Source organism: Pseudomonas sp. Z5-35 (genome assembly GCF_051131945.1).
GTDB lineage: Bacteria > Pseudomonadota > Gammaproteobacteria > Pseudomonadales > Pseudomonadaceae > Aquipseudomonas > Aquipseudomonas marvdashtae.
The window spans coordinates 4,471,346-4,491,738 of record NZ_CP071640.1 but is presented as its reverse complement, the minus strand read 5'-3'; the positions used below and the strand labels follow the sequence as shown (position 1 = coordinate 4,491,738).

The window sequence follows — 20,393 nt, the reverse complement described above, 5'->3', positions numbered from 1 at the left end:
AGCCAAGGAGGAGTCCCCATGACCAGTATCAGCGCAACGACCGTAAACCCTTATCCGCTGTCGGCACCCAAAGTGTCCATTCGCGGGGCTGAAGAAGAAAAAGTGGTCAGTCCAGTAGCACCGACTGATAGCGCGGAAGAAAAAGACAAGAAGTTGGAAGTCGACACCAGCGGCGCGAACATTGCCGGTGTTGGCGGCAGCAATGGCAGCAATGTCATCGAACAGCTGAAGAAGCAGATCGAGCGGACCGAGAAGTTGCTCGCCGACCAGCAAGCCCAGTTAGCCCGTGTTCAAAAAAGCCAGGCCAACCAGGAGCAGAAAGCCCAGGAAGCCATGGCGATCCAGACCCAGATCATGGCGACCCAGGCAACTTTGCAGACTTTGCAGGCTGCGCTTTTGCAGGCGATGACCGTTTCGATCGATACCCATGCCTGATAATTGTATGGCCTGACAGCTAACCAGAAATCAAACAAAAGGCCCCGGGATTCACATCCCGGGGCCTTTTTGTTATTCAACGACCGATCAGGCCGCTTTGGCTTCCGGTTGGCTCAGCGAGCGGTTCAGCGCGCTGAACAGCGCCTTGAAGCTTGCCGTGGTGATGTTTTCATCGATGCCCACGCCATGCACCGCACGCTCGCCGTTGACTCGCAGTTCAATATACGCGGCGGCCTTGGCATTGGTACCGGCGCCGATGGCGTGTTCGTTGTAGTCCATGATTTCCACCGGGATCGGCAGCCCGGCCACCAGGGCTTCCAGCGCGCCGTTGCCCTTGCCGCGCCAGTGCAGGTTGGTCTCGCCCTGGCCCTTGCTGGCCACTTCCACTTCCACGGCGCTGTTGCCGTTTTCTTCCTGCAGGCGATGGCTGACCAGCGCGTACGGGGTGTTGGCTTGCAGATACTCGCGCTGGAGGAGGGCGTGGATCTGCTGGGCGGTCATTTCCAGGCCCAGGCGGTCGGTTTCACGCTGCACCACTTGGCTGAACTCGATCTGCATGCGACGCGGCAGGCTGATGCCGTATTCCTGCTCCAGCAGATAGGCGATGCCGCCTTTGCCCGACTGGCTGTTCACGCGGATCACCGCTTCGTAGCTGCGCCCGATGTCGGCCGGGTCGATCGGCAGGTACGGCACTTCCCACAGGGTGTCCGGTTTCTGCTGGGCGAAGCCTTTGCGGATTGCGTCCTGGTGCGAGCCGGAAAACGCGGTGTGGACCAGGTCGCCGACGTACGGATGGCGAGGGTGAACCGGGATCTGGTTGCACTCTTCGACTACTTTGCGCACGCCGTCGATGTCGGAGAAATCCAGCTCGGGGTTGATGCCCTGGGTGTACAGGTTCAGCGCCACGGTCACCAGGTCGACGTTGCCGGTGCGCTCGCCGTTGCCAAACAGGCAGCCTTCGACGCGGTCGGCGCCGGCCATCAGGCCCAGCTCGGTGGCGGCCACGCCAGTGCCGCGGTCGTTGTGGGTGTGCAGGCTGATGAGCACGCTGTCACGGCGGGTGATGTTGCGGTGGAACCACTCGATCTGGTCGGCATAGATGTTTGGGGTGGCGACTTCCACGGTGGCCGGCAGGTTGAGGATCACCTTGCGCTCGGGCGTCGGGTTCCACACTTCGATCACTGCGTCGCAGACTTCCTTGGCGAACTCCAGTTCGGTGGCGCTGAAGGTTTCCGGCGAGTATTCGAACTGCCACTGGGTTTGCGGTTGCTGGGCGGCATATTTGACGAACAGCTTGGCCGCGTTCACGGCGATTTCCTTCACACCTTCCTTGTCCTGGTTGAACACGATGCGGCGGAACGACGGGCAGGTGGCGTTGTACAGGTGGACGATGGCTTTCTTCGCCCCACGCAGGGATTCGAAGGTCCGGGCGATCAGGTCTTCACGGGCCTGGGTCAGCACCTGGATGGTGGTGTCGTCCGGGATGTGGCCTTCTTCGATGAGGGTGCGCACGAAATCAAAGTCCGTCTGCGAAGCGGCCGGGAACGAAGCCTCAATTTCCTTGACGCCTACCGCCACCAAGGTTTTCCAGAAGCGCAGCTTCTTGGCAGCGTCCATCGGCTCGATCAGCGACTGGTTGCCATCGCGCAGGTCGGAGCTGCACCAGATCGGCGCGGCGGTGATGGTCTTCGACGGCCAGGTGCGATCCGGCAGGTTGATGGTCGGGAAGGCGCGGTATTTCGAAGACGGGTCTTTGAGCATGCTCATGGGGCGGAATCCTTATTGTCGTGGCCGGAAAAAGGCGGCCTGCCGGTGGTTCTAATGGGTTGGCTTTTCAGCCGGGACGAGGTGCCGCGATTCAGCCCGGCAGTCGTGCGCTGACGAGGCACAGGCTGCGGTGCTGGCGAAGCTGAATGAGGGTATGAGAGGTTTTCATGCCCTCAACCCTAACCGCGCCGGCGGGGGATCGCAAGCAGTCGGAAAAAATTGGGAGAAGTTCTGTTTTAAGGCTCTTGTGCGAGATTTAATCGCGTGTATCTCAGCGAAGTGTCTCGCCAATTGCGTCGATGTTTCGAGCCTGGCAATTATGGACGGATGGAGATGAGACCGGCGGCCTCATCAGGCTCAGGGTTGGAAAGCCCCGATAAAAATCGCCGGGTCCACTCGCGCATCGTTCAGGCTGATATTCCAATGCATATGCGGCCCGGTTGCCCGTCCTGTGGCGCCGACTTTGCCGACCACCGTCCCTCGCGCCAATTGCTGGCCGATCTTCACGTCAATCTTCGACATGTGGCAGAACATGCTGATGAAGCCCTGGCCATGGTCGACGAACACCGTGTTGCCATTGAAAAAGTAATTGCCGGTGAGGATGACCTTGCCGGCGGCCGGGGTCTTGATCGGCGTGCCAGCGGGCACGGCGAAATCCAGGCCGGAATGCGGGTTGCGTTCCTCGCCGTTGAAAAACCGGCGCACGCCAAACTTGCTCGACAGCGGACCGTTGACCGGTTTGTCCAGTAACAGGTTGCTGGGAATGTTCGGGCTGAAGCTGCGGTAGGCCTTCAGTTGAACCGCGAGCTCGGCGTTAATCCGCGCAAGGTCCGCCGGCTCCGGATTCACCTGGCGTTTGTTTTTCAGCGTGATGTGCTGCTCGGGGTACTTCTTGTAGCCGACCACGAAGGGCTGGGTGGCGCCGCCACTGCTGATTTGCTGGGTACCGGGCTGGACCGTCAGCGGAATGCCGACGATCGCCAGCCAGTTTTGCTGCTCCTTGACCACCAGCACCGGTTTGCCCTGGTACGTGGCTTTCGGCGCCTGGGCCGCGGCGCCCAAATCGACCACGGCCACGCCGCCGGGCACCGGCTTGTTCAGCAGGCGAGTGATGTAGCTGTCGGCGTGGGCATTGACGCTCAGGCACAGCAGAAGCAGTGGAGCGAGAAATCTCGGCATGAATCAATCCAGTAGAGAAAGGGTGACCGGCGTCAGGTGATTGTCTTCGACCCGCACCAGGAGCTCGCCTTCGCCGAGCTTGGCAGTCAGGCGCTGGCCGGTCTGGGTCTGTGCGGCGTTGCGGATTGCATGGCCGCGCTCGTCGAGCAGAATGCTGTAGCCACGGCCGAGGGTCGCCAGGGGGCTGACGATGTGCAGCGTCTGCATCTGGTTCTGTAACTGCACACGCCGGGTTTTCAGGCCTTCGCGCATGGCCCGGGGCAGGCGTTCGGCCAGGCTCTCCAGGCGATGGCGCAACATCGCCAGTTGCCGGCCCGGATGTTGCCCGGCCAAGCGAGTCTCCAGGCGGATCAAACGCTCGTTACGGGTATTGAGACTGCGTTCGAAGGCCCGGCGCATGCGCATGTCCAGGTCGTCGAGGCGCTGGGCTTGCTGGCGCAGGCGTTCGCCGGGATGCCGCAGGCGTCGGGTCAGGCCTTCGAGGCGAAGTTGATCGCGCATCAACCGGTCGCGCATGCGCATCACCAACCGGCGATGCAGGGTTTCAACCCGGCGAACCAAATCGCCTGCATCCGGCGCCAGTAGTTCGGCGGCGGCGGACGGCGTCGGCGCGCGCACGTCGGCGACGAAATCGCTGATGGAGACATCGGTTTCATGGCCGACGGCGCTGACGATCGGCGTGACACAGGCGTCCACCGCGCGGGCCACCGCTTCTTCGTTGAAGCACCACAAGTCTTCCAGCGAACCGCCGCCCCGGGCCAGGATCAACGCATCGAAACCGCGGGCGTCCGCCAGTTTCAAGGCGCGGACGATTTGCCCGGTGGCTTCGCGGCCTTGCACGGCGGTGGGAATCAGCGTCAGGGCAATCTGCGGCGCCCGGCGGCGGAACACACTGATGATGTCGCGGATCACCGCGCCGGTGGGCGAACTGATGATCCCGATGCGCTGCGGGTGAGCCGGCAGCGGCACCTTGCGCTCGGCGCTGAACAGGCCTTCAGCGCTGAGTTTTTCCTTCAAGGCATCGAAGGCCAGGCGCAGGGCGCCATCGCCGGCCGGCTCGACGGTGTCGAGGATCAATTGATAGTCGCCGCGACCCTCGAACAGCGAGACCTTGCCGCGTACCTTCACCGCCAAACCGTCCTTCAAGGCCTGGCGCACCCGCGCGGCGTTCTGCCGGAACAGTGCGCAACGCACCTGGGCGCCGCTGTCCTTCAGAGTGAAGTACACGTGGCCAGAGGCGGGCCGGGCGAGGTTGGAGATTTCGCCCTCGACCCAGATGTTGCTGAACACGTCTTCGAGCAGCACCCGCGCGCGGCCGTTGAGCTGGCTGACAGTCAAGACCTCGCGGTCCAGGCCCAGTCGGGCAAAGGGATCTTTAATCATGGGCGGCATGATAAGGGGATTCGCAGGTGAATCTCCATGAGCGCAGACATTTCGACTCCATTAGCTCCATTACGGACAGGTCCGTCAGCATAAATGCTGGATATGCCGCGACACATCTGGCTAAAGTCGCCGCTTTCGTCCTCAGGGAAGTGCCGGGTGGAGCTTTTGTCATGGCTGGGCCAGTGGGCATTCGCACCGATGCAATGGCTGGTGATCGGGCTTGCGATCATCCTGGCCTACATTGTTTTCGGTATCGCCGGGTTTGGCACCGCGTTGGTGGCCGCGCCGATCTTGCTGCTGTACATGCCGCTGTCGAAGATCGTGCCGCTGCTGGTGCTGCTGGATTTTGTCGCGGCGTTCGGCAATCTGTTGCCCTCGCGGCGAGACGTCGCCCGGCCCGAGTTGCTGCGGTTGTTGCCGTGCATGGCGGTTGGGTGCACCTTGGGCGTGATCTTCCTGCTCAACCTCAAGTCCGATCTGCTGCTGTTGTTGATGGGCCTGTTCATCAGCACCTATGCGATTTACAGCCTGTTGATAAAAACCCGGCCGGCGCAGTTGTCGGCGCTGTGGGCGCTGCCGATGGGAACGGTGGGCGGGATGTTCGGTGCGTTGTTCGGCAGTGGCGGCTTTTTATATGCCATCTACCTCAACAGCCGTTTGCCCAAGGAGGCGTCCCGGGCGACTCAAAGCGCGTTGATCAGTTGCAGCACGGTGGTGCGCTTGAGCCTGTTCATCGTCGCTGGGGTATATGCCGAGCTACCCTTGTTGGTACTGGCGTTGTGTTTGTTGCCGGCCATGGCGCTGGGGCTGTGGGTCGGGCGTCGCTTGACCATGAAAATGTCGCGAGAGGCGTTCGTGCGCCTGGTTACCTGGTTGGTGCTCGCCAGCGGCATTGCGTTGATCGTGCGCTACCTGAGTGCTTGACCTGGCTCGGCCAGGGATTAAGCTGCCGGCCTTCTATCAGACCCGCCAGGGAAACAGCCAGGCCTCGCCATGAATTCGCAAAGCATCATCGTCCCGAAAATTTCCACCCTGCCGGTCCACGAGCCCCGGGCCCGGGCGATCGTGCGCTGGCTGGTGCGCAAGAATATCGTCGAGGAGCAACTGACCACTTGCGGGCGCACCGGCAACCGCATGGCCCACGCCATCGCCCCCGGTGCCCGCCATGTGGTCCTGCATCCCGACGCGCTGCCGTTCGGCGAACCGGTCAACGGCCTGGAGATCATCACCAAGCGCTGCATCTATACGCCGGCCAAGGGTTTTCTCGAAGAAGCCGGCTGCGCCGAGTGCCGCCGGGAAATCGGCGAGGCGCTGTTCGAAAGCCTGGAAGATTGGATGCCGGGGCGCACCGACAACTTCACTTGTCCCGAATGCGGGCATGAAGACGACATCAACGGGTTCCTGTTTCTCCAGCCCTGCGGTTTCTCGAACCTGGGGTTCATTTTCAATAACTGGCTCGAAGCGGGGTTCAAGCAGGACTTTCTCGATGAGTTCGCCGACTGGCTCGATCTGCCGGTGAGTTGGGTGAGGGTTGAGTTGTAGCGAGTCACAACTCCTAAGAGAAACACACAAACCCTGTTGGTTTTAGCCAGTCAATCACCCCGCCAATAATAGACAGAGTTTTACATTGAGCCAGACGGGGTCCATGAGTATAATGGCGCGCTTCCATTTTCCCGCTCGGGAGCCCCCGCGATGCTGCGTATCAGCCAAGAAGCTCTGACCTTCGACGACATTCTCCTAGTGCCCGGATATTCCGAAGTACTGCCTAACGAAGTCAGTCTCAAGACCCGTCTCACCCGTGGCATCGAACTGAATATCCCGCTGGTTTCCGCTGCCATGGACACCGTGACCGAAGCCCGCCTGGCCATTGCCATGGCCCAGGAAGGCGGTATCGGTATCATCCACAAGAACATGACCATCGAACAGCAGGCCGCCGAAGTGCGCAAGGTCAAGCGGTTCGAGGCTGGCGTGGTCAAGGATCCGATCACCATCGAGGCGGATGCCACGGTCCGGGATCTGTTCGAACTGACCCGCATGCACAACATCTCCGGCGTTCCGGTACTGCACGATGGCGACCTGGTCGGCATCGTCACTTCCCGCGACGTGCGTTTCGAGAACCGCCTGGATGCCTCCGTTCGCCAAGTGATGACGCCTAAGGAGCGCCTGGTCACGGTCAAGGAAGGCACCAATAAGGACGAAGTCCGCGAGTTGCTGCATAAGCACCGCATCGAGCGCGTGCTGATCGTCGACGACAAGTTCGCCCTCAAGGGCATGATGACCGTCAACGACATCGAAAAAGCCAAGGCTTATCCGCTGGCCAGCAAGGATGATCAAGGTCGTCTGCGCGTAGGCGCTGCGGTCGGCACCGGCAAGGACACGGGTGACCGCGTCGCGGCCCTGGTCAATGCCGGCGTTGACGTGGTGGTGGTCGACACCGCCCACGGTCACTCCAAAGGCGTGATCGACCGCGTTCGCTGGGTCAAGCAGAACTTCCCTGACGTGCAGGTCATCGGCGGCAACATCGCCACTGGCGCTGCGGCCAAGGCCCTGGCCGAAGCTGGCGCCGACGCGGTCAAGGTCGGTATCGGCCCTGGCTCGATCTGCACCACGCGCATCGTCGCCGGTGTCGGCGTGCCGCAGATCAGCGCCATCGCCAACGTCGCCGCCGCCCTTGAAGGCACCGGCGTGCCGTTGATCGCCGACGGCGGTATCCGCTTCTCCGGTGACCTGTCCAAGGCCATCGTCGCCGGCGCGTCTTGCGTGATGATGGGTTCGATGTTCGCCGGTACCGAAGAAGCGCCGGGCGAGATCGAACTGTTCCAGGGTCGTAGCTACAAGGCCTATCGCGGCATGGGTTCGCTGGGTGCCATGTCCCAGGCCCAGGGTTCTTCCGACCGTTACTTCCAGGACTCCTCCGCGGGTGCCGAGAAGCTGGTGCCGGAAGGCATCGAAGGTCGCGTGCCGTACAAAGGCACCCTGAGCGCCATCATCCATCAACTGATGGGCGGCCTGCGTTCTTCCATGGGCTACACCGGCAGCGCCGACATCGAAGAGATGCGCACCAAGCCGGAATTTGTCCGCATCACCGGCGCTGGCATGGCTGAGTCCCATGTCCACGACGTGCAGATCACCAAGGAAGCGCCGAACTATCGGGTCGGCTGACGCCGACAGCTTTGAGCCACAAGCTATAAGTTACAAGCGGTGGTTGCGCTGCAGCAGCCACCGCGTATTACCCGATCAACTTGCAGCTTGCGGCTTGCGGCTTGCAACTGCTCTTCAGAGTTTCTCCCATGGCCCTCGACATTCACGCTCACCGCATCCTGATCCTCGACTTCGGCTCCCAGTACACCCAGCTGATCGCCCGCCGCGTGCGCGAGATCGGCGTGTACTGCGAACTGCATCCGTTCGACATGGATGACGAAGCGATTCGCGAATTCGCTCCCAAAGGTGTCATCCTCGCTGGCGGCCCCGAGTCCGTACACGAAGCCGACAGCCCGCGCTGCCCGCAAGCCGTGTTCGACCTGGGCGTGCCGGTCTTCGGTATCTGCTACGGCATGCAGACCATGGCCGAGCAGTTGGGCGGCAAGGTCGAAGGCTCGGACCTGCGTGAGTTCGGTTATGCCCGCGTCGACGTGGTCGGCAAGAGCCGCCTGCTAGACGGCATCGAAGACCACATCGACGCCGATGGCCTGTTCGGCCTCGACGTGTGGATGAGCCACGGTGACAAGGTCACCAAGATGCCGGAAGACTTCCACATCCTCGCCAGCACCCCGAGCTGCCCGATCGCTGGCATGTTCAACGACGATCGTCGCTACTACGGCGTGCAGTTCCACCCGGAAGTGACCCACACCAAGCAGGGCGGCCGCATCCTGTCGCGCTTCATCCTCGACATCTGCGAGTGCGAAGCCCTGTGGACCCCGTCGAAGATCGCCGAAGACGCCATTGCCCAAGTCCGTGCCCAGGTCGGTACCGACAACGTGCTGCTGGGCCTGTCCGGCGGCGTCGACTCCTCGGTGGTTGCCGCGCTGCTGCACAAGGCCATCGGCGACCAATTGACCTGCGTCTTCGTCGATAACGGCCTGCTGCGCTTGCACGAAGGCGAGCAAGTGATGGCCATGTTCGCCGAGAACATGGGCGTCAAGGTGATCCGCGCCAACGCCGAAGAACAGTTCCTGAACAACCTGGCCGGCGAGTCCGACCCGGAGAAGAAACGCAAGATCATCGGCCGCACCTTCATCGACGTGTTCGATGCCCAGTCCAACAAGCTGGACAACATCAAGTACCTGGCCCAGGGCACCATCTATCCCGACGTGATTGAGTCGGCCGGCGCCAAGAGCGGCAAGGCCCACGTGATCAAGTCCCACCACAACGTCGGTGGCCTGCCGGAAGAGATGAACCTGAAACTGGTCGAGCCGCTGCGCGAACTGTTCAAGGACGAAGTGCGTCGCCTCGGCCTGGAACTGGGCCTGCCCTACGACATGGTCTACCGCCACCCATTCCCGGGCCCGGGCCTGGGCGTGCGGATCCTCGGCGAAGTGAAGAAGGAATATGCCGACCTGCTGCGTCGTGCCGACCACATCTTCATCGAAGAACTGCGCAAGGCCGACTGGTACCACAAGGTCAGCCAGGCGTTCGTGGTATTCCAACCGGTGAAATCGGTGGGCGTGGTCGGCGATGGCCGTCGTTACGCCTGGGTCGTGGCGCTGCGCGCCGTGGAAACCATCGACTTCATGACCGCTCGCTGGGCACACCTGCCGTACGAGCTGCTGGAAACCGTTTCCGGGCGGATCATCAATGAGATCGAAGGTATTTCTCGCGTGACTTATGACGTGTCGAGCAAGCCGCCGGCGACGATTGAGTGGGAATGAGGTTCGTCCGCAACGCTTTGTACCCTGTTCGGTAGAGCAATGCCGACAGGGTATCCATAGCGCTTTTCTGCGCAGAGGCAGTTGCGGCCTGGGACGGTTTTGATCCAGCGACGCCAGGCGCTTACGAGCTTTACCCTCAGCCTTAAACAACAAAACCCGCATCGGCGGGTTTTGTTGTTTAAGGCGCAAACGTTGATCAGAAATCGTAACGCACGTTTGCGGTGAAGGTGTCGGCGTCGAAGCCGCTGCTGGTCAGGTAGTTGTACGTCCCTCCCACGCTCCACGCGCCTACGCGGTAGTTCGCGCCCAGTCCCAGCTCGTAGCTGTCGCGTGCCGGTGTCGCGCCTGTAGTGGTGAATGGCGTACCGCCGAGCACGAAGGTGGAGGTGGTGCCGGCCTTGTCGCCGATGAAATCGTGCCAAGCCATCAGCTTGGCTTCCGGTTCCAGGCTGCCCAAACCTACGTCAAAAGCCGCCGCCAGACGAGCGCCCAGGCCCATTTCGCCGATTTCATAGCGCTGGCTGCCGACGTTGAGGGCGGCTGAGCTACCTTTTTCACGGTACGAATCCATCGTTACGTTGGCATAGCGCGCGCCGATCTGTGGTTCCAGCAGCCACTGCTTGTCGAGCTGGAACGTGTAGCCTGCCAGTGCGTTGACGCCGAAGATCTCACTGTCGTAGTCGGCCTTGGCGCGGGTATCGGCGATGTAGCGTTTGGACTCGTTGTCGTTCCAGCCATACATCAGCGAGGTGTCGACAAAGAAGTTGTCACGGGTCCAGTTGCCGTACAGGGTCAGTGCATGGCCGCTGACGTCGGTTTTGTTGCCCAGGTCGGATTTGACGTCGCTGGTCAGGTAGCTGTAGGCCAGGCCCAAGGTGGTATCGGCGTTGAGCTTGCCGTCGGCACCCACGGCGATGCCGTTGGTGTTGGCGTCGTAGCCATCAACACCGTGGCGGCGGTCCTGGTTGGCATCGCTGGACAGCGCTTGCAGCCATACGCCTTGTTCTGCCAGGACGTCACCGGAGGACAGACCGCTACGCCCTTTGCTGGCGCGACGGTTGATAGCACTCGCGACCAGGTTCTGGCTGCTGGTGGCAGCGTTGATCGCCCCACGGCTGACGTCTGGAGCCAGTGTTTCGGCAAGTTTGGCCAGGTCTTCACTGGTGGCTGCGTTGGCGAAACGCTGGAACACCGGGTCGCTTTCGTCCATCTGGCCCATGACCGTGTTCTTGAATGGATTGATGGCGTTCACCGCGTTGCGCGAACCACGGGCACCCAGCAGGTCTTGCGTAATCACCTCATCACTGCGGGTGGCAACCAGTGCTTTCACGTCCTGGCCTTCAATGCCGAAGTTCCTCACCTCGAGCAGCGCCGAGGAGGAAACCACGGACAGGTTCTGCGGGTCCTCCCACGTGCCAGAGTTGAGAAGGGTGTAGCGGGTGCCCTGGGCCGACGTGCGGAAGTCGTCGGAGCGAGCCTGCAGTTCGATCTGGCTGCCGGGAGAGAAGTAGGTATTGCCGGTGACTTTCAAAATCGGCGTATTGGCCAGTGTGTTGTTGTCCAGCAGCAGGCGCAGGCGCGCAGTGTCGCTGTCCATGTCGAGATCGCCCACAATCGTAGTCTGCGGGCGAAGCAGCGTCAGGCGGCCACCGTCGATATCGACGAAACCGGCGCGGATGGTCGAGCCATCGAACATCGCGTCCCCTTGCACCAGCACACCACTCAGGCCCAGCAGGTCACCGTTGACCTGACCACCTTGCCAGTAGAAATACGAAGGGGAGGCATCGTCGTCCGCCAAAATTGCTGCGGTGCCGCCTTCGATCAGGCCGCCTGTCTGCCTGATGGTGAGGGTGTCGAAACCGCCGGAGGTATCGAGGCTGAGAAAATGGATACCGACTCCGTCGGCGGAGATAGTCCCGCTGTTGTTGATATCACTCTTGAAGGGAGCGCCTGTCATCTGGCCGGTAAATCGAGCGTTCTCGATCTCGATACCCGCCGAGTCGATGCCGCGAGCGGTGATAGTGCCCGAGTTGTTGATGTGCGCCTGGGTCGAGGTGATCATCATGCCATTGGCATTTTCGCCAGTTACAGTGATGTTGCCGTTGTTGTTCACTTCACCAGCGATGTTCGCCAGATACAGGTCCAGCCCCATGGCGCCGTTGCCGCTCACCGCCATGTCACCATCATTTATTAGATCGCCAGCGACGGTGGAGTTGAGTGTCATGGAGATACCGGCAGGGATGTCGCTGGGGTTTGCAGCCGTCAGGTTGATTTTGCCTTGGTTGACCAGCTTGCCCGCCAGGGTCACGTTGGTCAGCTCTACCCCTGCATTTTGCGACGTCCCGGTGAAGGTGGCGTTATTGAAAACATCACCGGAGCTGCTGTATGCCCCTGTGCTCAGGTCGTGGTTGAGGTCGGGTGCGGGTGCGGGTGCGGCATGGGCAGTGGCAGTGGTAGCCGCGACGGACAGCGCCAACAACGAGCGGCGCAGGTGGGAAATGTTCAAAGCAGTATCCTTACAGGGCAGAAACTGGCAAGGAACAACCTGCGCGTCAGCGTCTGTTTTGGGCATCCTTGCCAGCTTGTCAGTGAATGGCTGATTCAAGCGCGTGCAAATTTACACGATGCTTGCAGGACAATTCACCATAAAAAGAATAAATGAAGAAGACGCCGTTAAAAAATGCGACGCGACAGTGGTTTTTTGAGGCTTTACCGCATTATCCAGCAATTAAGTTGAACTTTAGATTGTCGTTGCGGCTGGCCCGGGTCAGGCACTAAGGAGGATGTGATTCGGATGTTTTCAAACGGACCTGCCCACTTCTCATCTAAGGAGTCTCATGTGCCAACGGAGTTTTAACCCATCGGCTCCATGTCGCTTCCCACCCCTTATCATGGCTTGCTCCTGGCACACGGACGCATTCGGAGAGGGGCGAGCCAAGCGCCTGTTGGTACCTATCCGCTAAGTCACCTGGAATAATCCGGTCTGCGTCTCCAATGAGATGACGCTGGGGCAACAAGGCGAGTCGCTTTCGATAGTCCAGCGGATCGAGTGAACCGTCGAGTGGCGACAGGCCTTTCATCGTCGCCCACAGACGGGGACTGAGATTGCCAGCAAGGGTTTGCACCTGGGTAACATCATTGCGCTGCGCCGCTAACAATAATGCAAGAGCGGCTCCACCTGAGTAACCCACCAGTTCGAACTCCCTATTGCCATATCGCTGTTTTAATTGGTCCAGCGCCTGGCTGAGGTGGGTGACCACTTCCTGGGAAAATCGTCGATGGGTCCAGAGTGCTGATTGACAGGCTGCGGCCATGACGAACTGGCAAGGACGTGCCAGGTAAACATTCGGTGTCGGATCATCGACCGCCAGCCGTGGCACCAACAGATTGTGCGGACTCGGATCCAGGCTGGGTCGAGTGGCCGTCGCCCAGGAATGGCCATCGCCTTCCAAATAGACCCGCAGGCGAGTCATCTTTTCTGTAGTTTGCGGCGCGATTATGAAGAGGGGGAAGGCGTGTCCCGGCAGGACCTCCGATTGTCGGCCGTGCTCCTGAGCCAATTGTTGCAGTGACTCGCGCGGCGATTGGCAGGCGATGAGAAGCGCGCTGATCATCACCATGCAGCTTTTATAGAAGCTGGGGAACACCCTGAAGCCCGCTTGATTGCGGGCTTTTGGCTTTTTGGGGTTTGGCAATTTCTAAGGCAACGCGTCGCGTTTGGCGAAGATGCTCGCCATTTGCGCCGCGTTTTCGGTCCCCCATGTACACAGCGGGACGATTGCCTCGGCCAAGCTGCGACCGAGCGGGGTCAGCGCGTAGTCCACCCGCGGCGGCACTTCCTTGTAGTCGGTCCGCGCCAGCACGTGATCGGCTTCCAGGTCTTTCAATTGCTGGATCAGCACCTTGTCACTGACGCCTGGGATCAAACGCTTGAGTTCGCCGTAGCGTTTCGGGCCGTCGCGCAGAAAAAACAGGACCAGTGGTTTCCACTTGCCCGAGATGATGCGCAGCGTGGCGTTGAGCCCGCAGCCGGTGTCGCAGGTTTCAGTAGATTGGGTCATTTTTTGATACTTACCAAAAGGTGCATACTTGTCCTTAGGTTATCAGGGCTGCATCCTCGTTCTCAAGCAAACAGTTCCCTGCTTGCATATCACTCCAAGAAGGATGCACGACATGACCAAACTGAACGCAAAGACTGCGGTGATCACCGGTGGCGCTACCGGCATCGGCCTCGCCGCAGCAAAGCGCTTCATCGAGGAGGGCGCGTTCGTCTTTATCTTCGGCCGCCGACAGGAAGCGCTAGACGCTGCTGTGGCTGAGCTCGGGCCCAATGCCCGCGCGGTGAAGGGCTCGGTCTCCGACCAGGCCGACCTCGACCGACTCTACGCGGCGGTGAAAGCCGAGCGCGGAACCCTCGACATCGTCTTCGCCAATGCCGGGGCGGGAAGCCCGCTTGCCCTCGGCGAGATCACCGCCGAGCACATTGACGAAATCTTCGAAACCAACGTGAAGGGCTCGATCTTCACCGTGCAGAAGGCGCTGCCGCTGATGGGCGAGGGCGGTTCGATCATCCTGACCGGATCCAGTGCCGGCACCACGGGTGCCCCGGCATTCAGCGTCTACAGCGCGAGCAAGGCGGCAGTGCGCAATCTGGCGCGGACTTGGGCAGAGGACCTGAAGGGCAGCGGCATCCGGGTCAACGTGCTGTCACCCGGGCCGACGGCGACCGAACTGGCGAAGGCTGCGCTGGGCGAGGAGGGCATGAAGATCTTCGCCTCGATGAATCCGCTCCAGCGCATGGCAGAACCGGCGGAGATCGGAGCGGTGGCGGCCTTTCTCGCATCGCCGGACAGCAGCTTCATGACCGCCAGCGAGGTCGCCGCCGACGGTGGCCTGGCGCAGATCTGAATTGCTACGCCCCATTCGATAGGTCGGAGCCTGTAAGACGTGGTAACCCATTTGGTGTGTGCAAAATGATGGGGCTTGAAAGGCCCGGTCATTGCCAGCCAAACACAAAACCGTGGCGAGGGAGCTTGCTCCCGCTGGGGTGCGAAGCGCCCCAATCAAAGCCGACCAGGATCGGCCTGAGACACCGCAATGACGGCTTTGGGCTGCAACGCATCCCAGCATAGTCACCTTTCGCTACGATTCCCCGCCTCAACGGCACTGAGAAATGCTTACCATCTGTCGCGGAACCCAACGTGTATTTCGCCGGCATGGTGCGGAGCGCTGTCGCAACGTCTGCGAACCACTTTGTACCAAAGCTGCTGCCGAGCGGATGTGGGCGCTAAACGCTGGCGTTTGAAAGCGATCCGCTGGGTTGTCATTTGACAACCTGGCGGATGATGCGAATACTGGAGATCACGGATGATTCGTCCAACGCACCCGAAAAAAGAAATCGAAGACGCGCTCAGGCATGCCGAAGGGCAGGGGTGGCGCGTAGACGTTGGCGGCAGTCACGCCTGGGGACGGGCTTATTGCCCATACAAAGAGGCGGAGTGCCGTTGTGGCGAGTTCTGCATCACATCGATATGGAGCACGCCGAAAAACCCTGGCAACCATGCGCGAGCATTGCGACGCGTCGTGGACAATTGCACTGCGCATCGCAACCAGCGCGATGCTGATGACGATGCTGAGGAATAGAACAATGGAATATATTTTTACCTTGAAATATCAGCTCCCTGACGATGGCTGTGCCATGGATGAACTGGTCGAGCGGCTGGGAGAAGCGGGCTGCGACGATGCCTTGGTGGGTATCGGGCAACCGGGACGGCTGGCGCTTGAGTTCACGCGCGAGGCTCCTGATGCGGCCAAGGCAGTGCTTAGCGCTCTGTCCGACGTTCATCGCGCGGTGCCGTCGGCCAAATTGATCGAGGTGGCGCCTGATTTGGTCGGGCTGACCGATGTAGCGGAGATCGTAGGGGTGTCTCGGCAGAATATGCGCAAGCTGATGTTGGCTCATCCGGGCAGCTTCCCGACGCCGGTGCACGAGGGGAGTGCATCTCTCTGGCATTTGGCGGATGTTCTGCGTTGGCTGCAGGTCAGGGGCAACTATTCGCTTACCAAAAATGTGTTGGATTTGGCCCTGGTGGCGTTGCAGGTCAACGTTGCGAAAGAAAGCCGACGGGTGCCTGGTATGGCTTCCGAAGAGTTGAAAGCTTTGGTTGGGTGACAGTCATGCTCAGCCTCCCCTCAGTTTGACGAGCCGATTGGCAGGAGTAATCGTTTTTGTGCGCGACTCTTGTTATCTAATCGTTTTTTTACAACCTTAACCGTTAGCTAAAGGATCAGGAGCACGACATCATTTCTGGAATGCCCGCGCTGCAACAGGTAGGGGTATGGGCCGAAATCGCTGTAGCCGTCTCGCGGGGGTTTGAGGAAGACGGCGGAGCGGGTGATGTTGTGATCGATCGACATCGTCCGGGAAAGCCCGTCGACCGCTGAAGCCCTTCAGACTTGGGTATTAAAGAAGCTGTGGTCGAGTCAAATCCGTGTGAACCCGTATCCACACGGCTTTCTGTGTTCACCGCCGCGCCACATCCGAAAAATAAAACTTATCCAGCGTATGCCGCGATTCGGTGTACTCGAACTGTCGGCCGTCCTGGAGAAAGGTCTGGTTACTCACCACGATCACATGGCTCTGGCCTTCGAGGTCCAGGTGTTGCTGGTCGTCCTTGCCGCAGCGGACCGCTTCGATGGTGCGCTGGGCGTAGGCGATCTGCAGTTGCAGGGTCTGTTCGATGAAGGCGTAGATCGACTGCACGGCGATGTCGCGGGTCAGGCCGGGGATCACGTCGCTGACGAAGTGGTTGATGTCCAGGATCACCCGTTTGCCATCGATGCGCCGGACCCGCTTGATGCGGGTTATCTGGCTGCCGATGGGCGCCTTGATGTGCTCGAGCAAGGCCCCTTCCAGCGGCAACTGGCTGAACTCGACCACTTCGGTGCTGACATCGTTGCCCAGGCGCGGGTAGGTCTCCTGGAAGCTGACGATGCCGCCGAGTTGGAATTCGATGGGTTGGGTGGACAGTACGAAAGTGCCCTTGCCATGGATCTTCTGGGCGAAGCCGCGCTCCTGGAGTTGCTCGATGGCCTTGCGCACGGTGCCACGACTGGCCTGATAGCTGTCCATCAGTTCGGTTTCGGAGGGCAGGCGGGCGCCTCGCTCCAAGCGTTCGGTGGTAATGCTGTTCAGCAGATCGTTGTAGATCTGGTTGTATTTACTCATGGAAAGGGCTCTGTACCGCGCTGTTCACCGGGGCGGAACCTTACGGGCCAAGTGGGAGATTGTCCATTCGACTGTCATCGTTTGACGACGGGAGCGTAGGACGTTTCCGGGGTCTTTGGGCCTTATCATAAACAAAAACATAACTCGTCTGTACGAGTTGTTGATTTAACTCGTACAGACGAGTACTTTCTCTTCCGTGCTGTCGACTCTCAATAACAAGAATGACGCGGAAGAAAAAAGCATGAGCCACGATTACCCCAAAATCGCCAGTGAGCTGCTGCAAAGCTTGGGTGGCGTCGACAATATCGAGCAGGCCGCCCACTGCGTGACGCGCCTGCGCCTGTCCCTCAAGGACGCCGCCCGGGTGGACAGTGCCACGCTGAACCAGATCGACCTGGTCAAGGGCTCGTTTTTTACCGGTGGCCTGTTTCAGGTGGTCATTGGCCCGGGCGAGGTGGAGAAGGTCTATGCCGCCCTGCGCGAACTCACCGGCCTGGCCGCCGCGACCATTGCCGACGTCAAGCGCCAGGGTGCGCAGAAGGGCAACGGCATGCAGCGCCTGGTGCGGGTGCTGTCCGATGTGTTCATGCCCATCCTGCCCGCACTGGTGATCGCCGGCCTGCTGATGGGTGTCAACAACCTGCTGGGCGCCAAGGGCATGTTCATTGCCGATCAGACGTTGCTCGATGCCTATCCGAACCTGGACGGCATCTGGAGCCTGATCAACCTGATGGCCAATACTTCCTTCGTCTTTCTCCCGGCCCTGGTGGGCTGGTCGGCGGCCAAGCGTTTCGGCGGCAGTGAGATTCTCGGCATCGTGCTGGGCCTGATGCTCGTCCACCCAGACCTGCTAAACGCCTGGAACTACGGCAAGGCCGTGGCGGGACTGGAAGGCCAGAGCCTGCCGTATTTCGATATCTTTGGCTGGTTCCAGATCGAGAAGGTCGGCTACCAAGGGCAAATCCTGCCGATCCTGCTGGCGGCCTATGTCATGAGCGTGATCGAGCGATGGTTGCGGGCCAGGGTGCCTAACGCGATCCAACTGCTGGTGATCCCCATCACCACCATCGTGATCACCGGGGTATTGGCCCTCGCCATCATCGGTCCGGTCACCCGGCACCTGGGCATCCTTATCACCGAAGGCATGGTGGCGCTGTTCGACCTGGCGCCAGTGATTGGCGGAGCGATTTTCGGCCTGCTCTACGCGCCGCTGGTGGTAACTGGCATGCACCACATGTTCCTGGCGGTGGACCTGCAGTTGATCTCGACCCAGGGCGGCACCTTCATCTGGCCGATGATCGTCATGTCCAACCTGGCCCAGGGCAGCGCGGCGCTGGCAGTGTTCTACATGACCCGCAATGCGCGGGACAAGAGCATGGCGTCCACCTCGGCGATTTCCGCCTATTTCGGGATCACGGAGCCAGCGATGTTCGGGGTCAACCTGCGCTACAAATTCCCCTTCTATTGCGCCCTGGCCGGCTCGGCCCTGGGTTGCATTTTCCTGTCACTGAACAAGATCAAGGCCTCGGCGATTGGCGTGGGCGGCCTGCCGGGTTTCATTTCCATCGTGCCGGACTACATACCGATGTTCGTGGTCGGCATGGTCATCGCCATGAGCGTGCCCTTTGCCCTGACTTGCGCATTGAGCATGAAGATCGTCCGGCCGGGGTATCGGGTGGCCTGACTCTGTGGGAGCGGGCTTGCCCGCGATGAGGCCCGCAAGGCCAGTACCAAACAGACTGAAGGAATCGCACACATGCAAGACTGGCAACGCTCGGTGATCTACCAGATCTATCCCAAGAGTTTCTACAGCCATGGCGGCCAGGCCACCGGTGATTTGCTGGGGGTGGTGGACAAGCTCGATTACTTGCACTGGCTGGGTGTGGATTACCTGTGGTTGACGCCTTTCCTGCGCTCGCCGCAACGGGACAATGGCTACGACATTAGCGACTACTACGCCATCGACCCCAGCTACGGCACCATGGCCGACTGCGAATTATTGATCACTGAGGCGCGCAAGCGCGGTATCAAGCTGATGCTCGATATCGTAGTCAATCACACCTCCATTGAGCATCCCTGGTTCCAGGCCGCCCGCAGCAGCCTCGACAACCCGTACCGTGATTTCTATATCTGGCGGGACCAGCCGAACACCTGGGAGTCCAAGTTCGGCGGCTCGGCCTGGGAGTACGAAGCGCAGACCGGCCAGTATTACCTGCACCTGTTCGACCATACCCAGGCCGACCTGAACTGGGACAACCCCCAGGTCCGCGCCGAAGTGTTCAAGATGATGCGTTTCTGGCGGGACATGGGGGTGGGGGGCTTTCGTCTCGATGTGATCAACCTGATCTCCAAGCCGGCCGACTTCCCTGACGACCACACCGACGGCCGGCGTTTCTATACCGACGGCCCCAACGTGCACCGCTACCTGCAGGAAATGCACCGGGAAGTCTTCGAGGGTTTCGACCTGATCAACGTCGGCGAGATGTCGTCCACCAGCCTTGAACACTGTGTTCGTTATTCGTGCCCGGCGTCCCGTGAACTGTCGATGACCTTCAATTTCCATCACTTGAAGGTCGACTACCCGAACCTGCAAAAGTGGGTGCGGGCCGACTTCGATTTTCTCGAGCTCAAACGCATCCTGTCCGACTGGCAGGTCGGCATGCAGGCCGGTGACGGCTGGAATGCGTTGTTCTGGTGTAACCATGACCAGCCACGGGTGGTGTCGCGGTTCGGTGATGACGGTGAGTACCGCGTGCCTTCGGCGAAGATGCTCGCCACGGCGCTGCACTTTCTCCAGGGCACGCCGTTCGTGTACCAGGGCGAGGAATTGGGCATGACCAATCCGGGCTTCGAGCACATCGAGCAATACCGTGATGTGGAAACCCTGAACATCTATCGCCTCAAGCGCAACGCCGGCGTGCCCGAAGCCGAGGCCATGGCGCCGATCATGCAGAAGTCCCGTGACAACGGGCGCACGCCAATGCAATGGAATGCTGGGCCGAATGCAGGTTTCAGCCGGGCTGATCCCTGGATTGGCGTGCCTGCCAATGCCGCGTTCATCAATGTCGAGCAGCAACAAAAAGACTCGACCTCGGTGCTGCATTACTACCGCGAGCTGATCGCCCTGCGCCGCCGCGAAGCCTTGATCCAGGACGGTGTCTATCGCCTGCTGCTGCCTGAGCACCCGCATGTGTGGGCGTACCTGCGCGAAGGGCAGGGGGAGCGCCTGTTGGTGGTCAGCCATTTTTATGGGGGTGACTGTGAGGTGGAACTGCCCGAAGGGATCCTCACCCATGACACGAAACAACGCTGGGTGATCGGCAACTACGAGGCCGGCGAACACCGACACCGACGTCTGCATCTGCGGCCCTACGAGTCGTTCGTGTTGCACCTGAGCGACTGAGAAAAAAACTTCCCCTGACCCAGGCAATGCCTGACAGCGAACACGTGCGCCACGCACCGTGGGCTCTTTGTCGTCAGCCAAACGGCAACCAAGGGGGGAGTCATGGAGCAAACAACAATAAGAAATAATG

The 20,393-nt window shown here is 60.5% G+C and carries 17 protein-coding genes; 10 read left to right on the top strand and 7 right to left on the bottom strand.

All coding sequences use genetic code 11. The features are described from left to right. The first annotated feature begins 18 nt into the window (after positions 1-18). Positions 19-435: a hypothetical protein gene (locus tag J3P95_RS20615; RefSeq protein ID WP_186611102.1), complete on the top strand. Its 417-nt coding sequence runs from the start codon at positions 19-21 to the stop codon at positions 433-435. Positions 436-522: 87 nt separating this feature from the next. Here the strand turns inward: J3P95_RS20615 and leuA are convergent, their stop codons facing one another. The 3 genes from leuA to xseA form a co-directional block, all read right to left on the bottom strand. After that, positions 523-2,202 carry a 2-isopropylmalate synthase gene (leuA, locus tag J3P95_RS20610; protein WP_434558528.1) on the bottom strand — a complete coding sequence of 560 codons (1,680 nt, stop codon included), beginning with the start codon at positions 2,200-2,202 and terminating at the stop codon, positions 523-525. A gap of 357 nt (positions 2,203-2,559) precedes the next feature. Beyond that, complete coding sequence (locus J3P95_RS20605) at positions 2,560-3,381, bottom strand: peptidoglycan DD-metalloendopeptidase family protein (RefSeq protein WP_434558527.1); 822 nt, start codon at positions 3,379-3,381, stop codon at positions 2,560-2,562. Between the two features lie 3 nt (positions 3,382-3,384). Continuing rightward, positions 3,385-4,764, bottom strand: coding sequence for an exodeoxyribonuclease VII large subunit (xseA, locus tag J3P95_RS20600; RefSeq protein ID WP_434558526.1), 1,380 nt, complete (start codon positions 4,762-4,764; stop codon positions 3,385-3,387). Positions 4,765-4,962: 198 nt separating this feature from the next. Here xseA and J3P95_RS20595 point away from each other — a divergent pair, with 198 nt between their 5' ends. From J3P95_RS20595 to guaA, 4 genes are all read left to right on the top strand, one after another. Next, on the top strand, positions 4,963-5,688 hold the full coding sequence (locus J3P95_RS20595; protein ID WP_434581162.1) for a sulfite exporter TauE/SafE family protein: 726 nt from the start codon (positions 4,963-4,965) through the stop codon (positions 5,686-5,688). A gap of 69 nt (positions 5,689-5,757) precedes the next feature. Next, positions 5,758-6,306, top strand: a complete 549-nt coding sequence (locus J3P95_RS20590; RefSeq protein WP_434558525.1) for a sugar ABC transporter ATPase — start codon at positions 5,758-5,760, stop codon at positions 6,304-6,306. Between the two features lie 150 nt (positions 6,307-6,456). Continuing rightward, a complete protein-coding gene (guaB, locus tag J3P95_RS20585) occupies positions 6,457-7,926 on the top strand; it encodes an IMP dehydrogenase (RefSeq protein WP_434558524.1) in 1,470 nt (489 codons plus the stop codon). 128 nt (positions 7,927-8,054) lie between these two features. Continuing rightward, a complete protein-coding gene (gene guaA, locus J3P95_RS20580) occupies positions 8,055-9,632 on the top strand; it encodes a glutamine-hydrolyzing GMP synthase (protein ID WP_420231535.1) in 1,578 nt (525 codons plus the stop codon). Positions 9,633-9,828: 196 nt separating this feature from the next. Here guaA and J3P95_RS20575 read toward each other — a convergent pair whose 3' ends face one another. The 3 genes from J3P95_RS20575 to J3P95_RS20565 form a co-directional block, all read right to left on the bottom strand. Next, positions 9,829-12,138: an autotransporter outer membrane beta-barrel domain-containing protein gene (locus J3P95_RS20575; RefSeq protein ID WP_434579880.1), complete on the bottom strand. Its 2,310-nt coding sequence runs from the start codon at positions 12,136-12,138 to the stop codon at positions 9,829-9,831. Positions 12,139-12,457: 319 nt separating this feature from the next. Then, positions 12,458-13,246, bottom strand: coding sequence for an alpha/beta hydrolase (locus J3P95_RS20570; protein WP_434563923.1), 789 nt, complete (start codon positions 13,244-13,246; stop codon positions 12,458-12,460). 84 nt (positions 13,247-13,330) lie between these two features. Next, positions 13,331-13,693: a winged helix-turn-helix transcriptional regulator gene (locus J3P95_RS20565; protein ID WP_434558522.1), complete on the bottom strand. Its 363-nt coding sequence runs from the start codon at positions 13,691-13,693 to the stop codon at positions 13,331-13,333. Between the two features lie 112 nt (positions 13,694-13,805). Here J3P95_RS20565 and J3P95_RS20560 point away from each other — a divergent pair, with 112 nt between their 5' ends. From J3P95_RS20560 to J3P95_RS20550, 3 genes are all read left to right on the top strand, one after another. Beyond that, positions 13,806-14,540, top strand: a complete 735-nt coding sequence (locus J3P95_RS20560; protein WP_434558521.1) for an SDR family NAD(P)-dependent oxidoreductase — start codon at positions 13,806-13,808, stop codon at positions 14,538-14,540. 459 nt (positions 14,541-14,999) lie between these two features. Then, positions 15,000-15,275 (top strand): hypothetical protein, encoded by a 276-nt coding sequence (locus J3P95_RS20555; protein ID WP_434558520.1) that lies wholly within the window; start codon positions 15,000-15,002, stop codon positions 15,273-15,275. Between the two features lie 4 nt (positions 15,276-15,279). Then, positions 15,280-15,804, top strand: coding sequence for a helix-turn-helix transcriptional regulator (locus J3P95_RS20550; protein WP_434558519.1), 525 nt, complete (start codon positions 15,280-15,282; stop codon positions 15,802-15,804). Positions 15,805-16,155: 351 nt separating this feature from the next. On the opposite strand, the gene treR is transcribed toward J3P95_RS20550, so the two are convergent. Further along, the gene (gene treR / locus J3P95_RS20545; RefSeq protein WP_434558518.1) at positions 16,156-16,860 is read right to left on the bottom strand and encodes a trehalose operon repressor; all 705 of its coding nucleotides are present in this window, start codon (positions 16,858-16,860) and stop codon (positions 16,156-16,158) included. A 241-nt stretch (positions 16,861-17,101) separates the two neighbouring features. Between treR and treP the strand changes: the two genes are divergently transcribed. Further along, positions 17,102-18,544, top strand: a complete 1,443-nt coding sequence (gene treP / locus J3P95_RS20540) for a PTS system trehalose-specific EIIBC component (RefSeq protein ID WP_434579882.1) — start codon at positions 17,102-17,104, stop codon at positions 18,542-18,544. 72 nt (positions 18,545-18,616) lie between these two features. Next, positions 18,617-20,263 (top strand): alpha,alpha-phosphotrehalase, encoded by a 1,647-nt coding sequence (gene treC, locus J3P95_RS20535; protein WP_434579884.1) that lies wholly within the window; start codon positions 18,617-18,619, stop codon positions 20,261-20,263. Positions 20,264-20,393 lie beyond the last annotated feature (130 nt).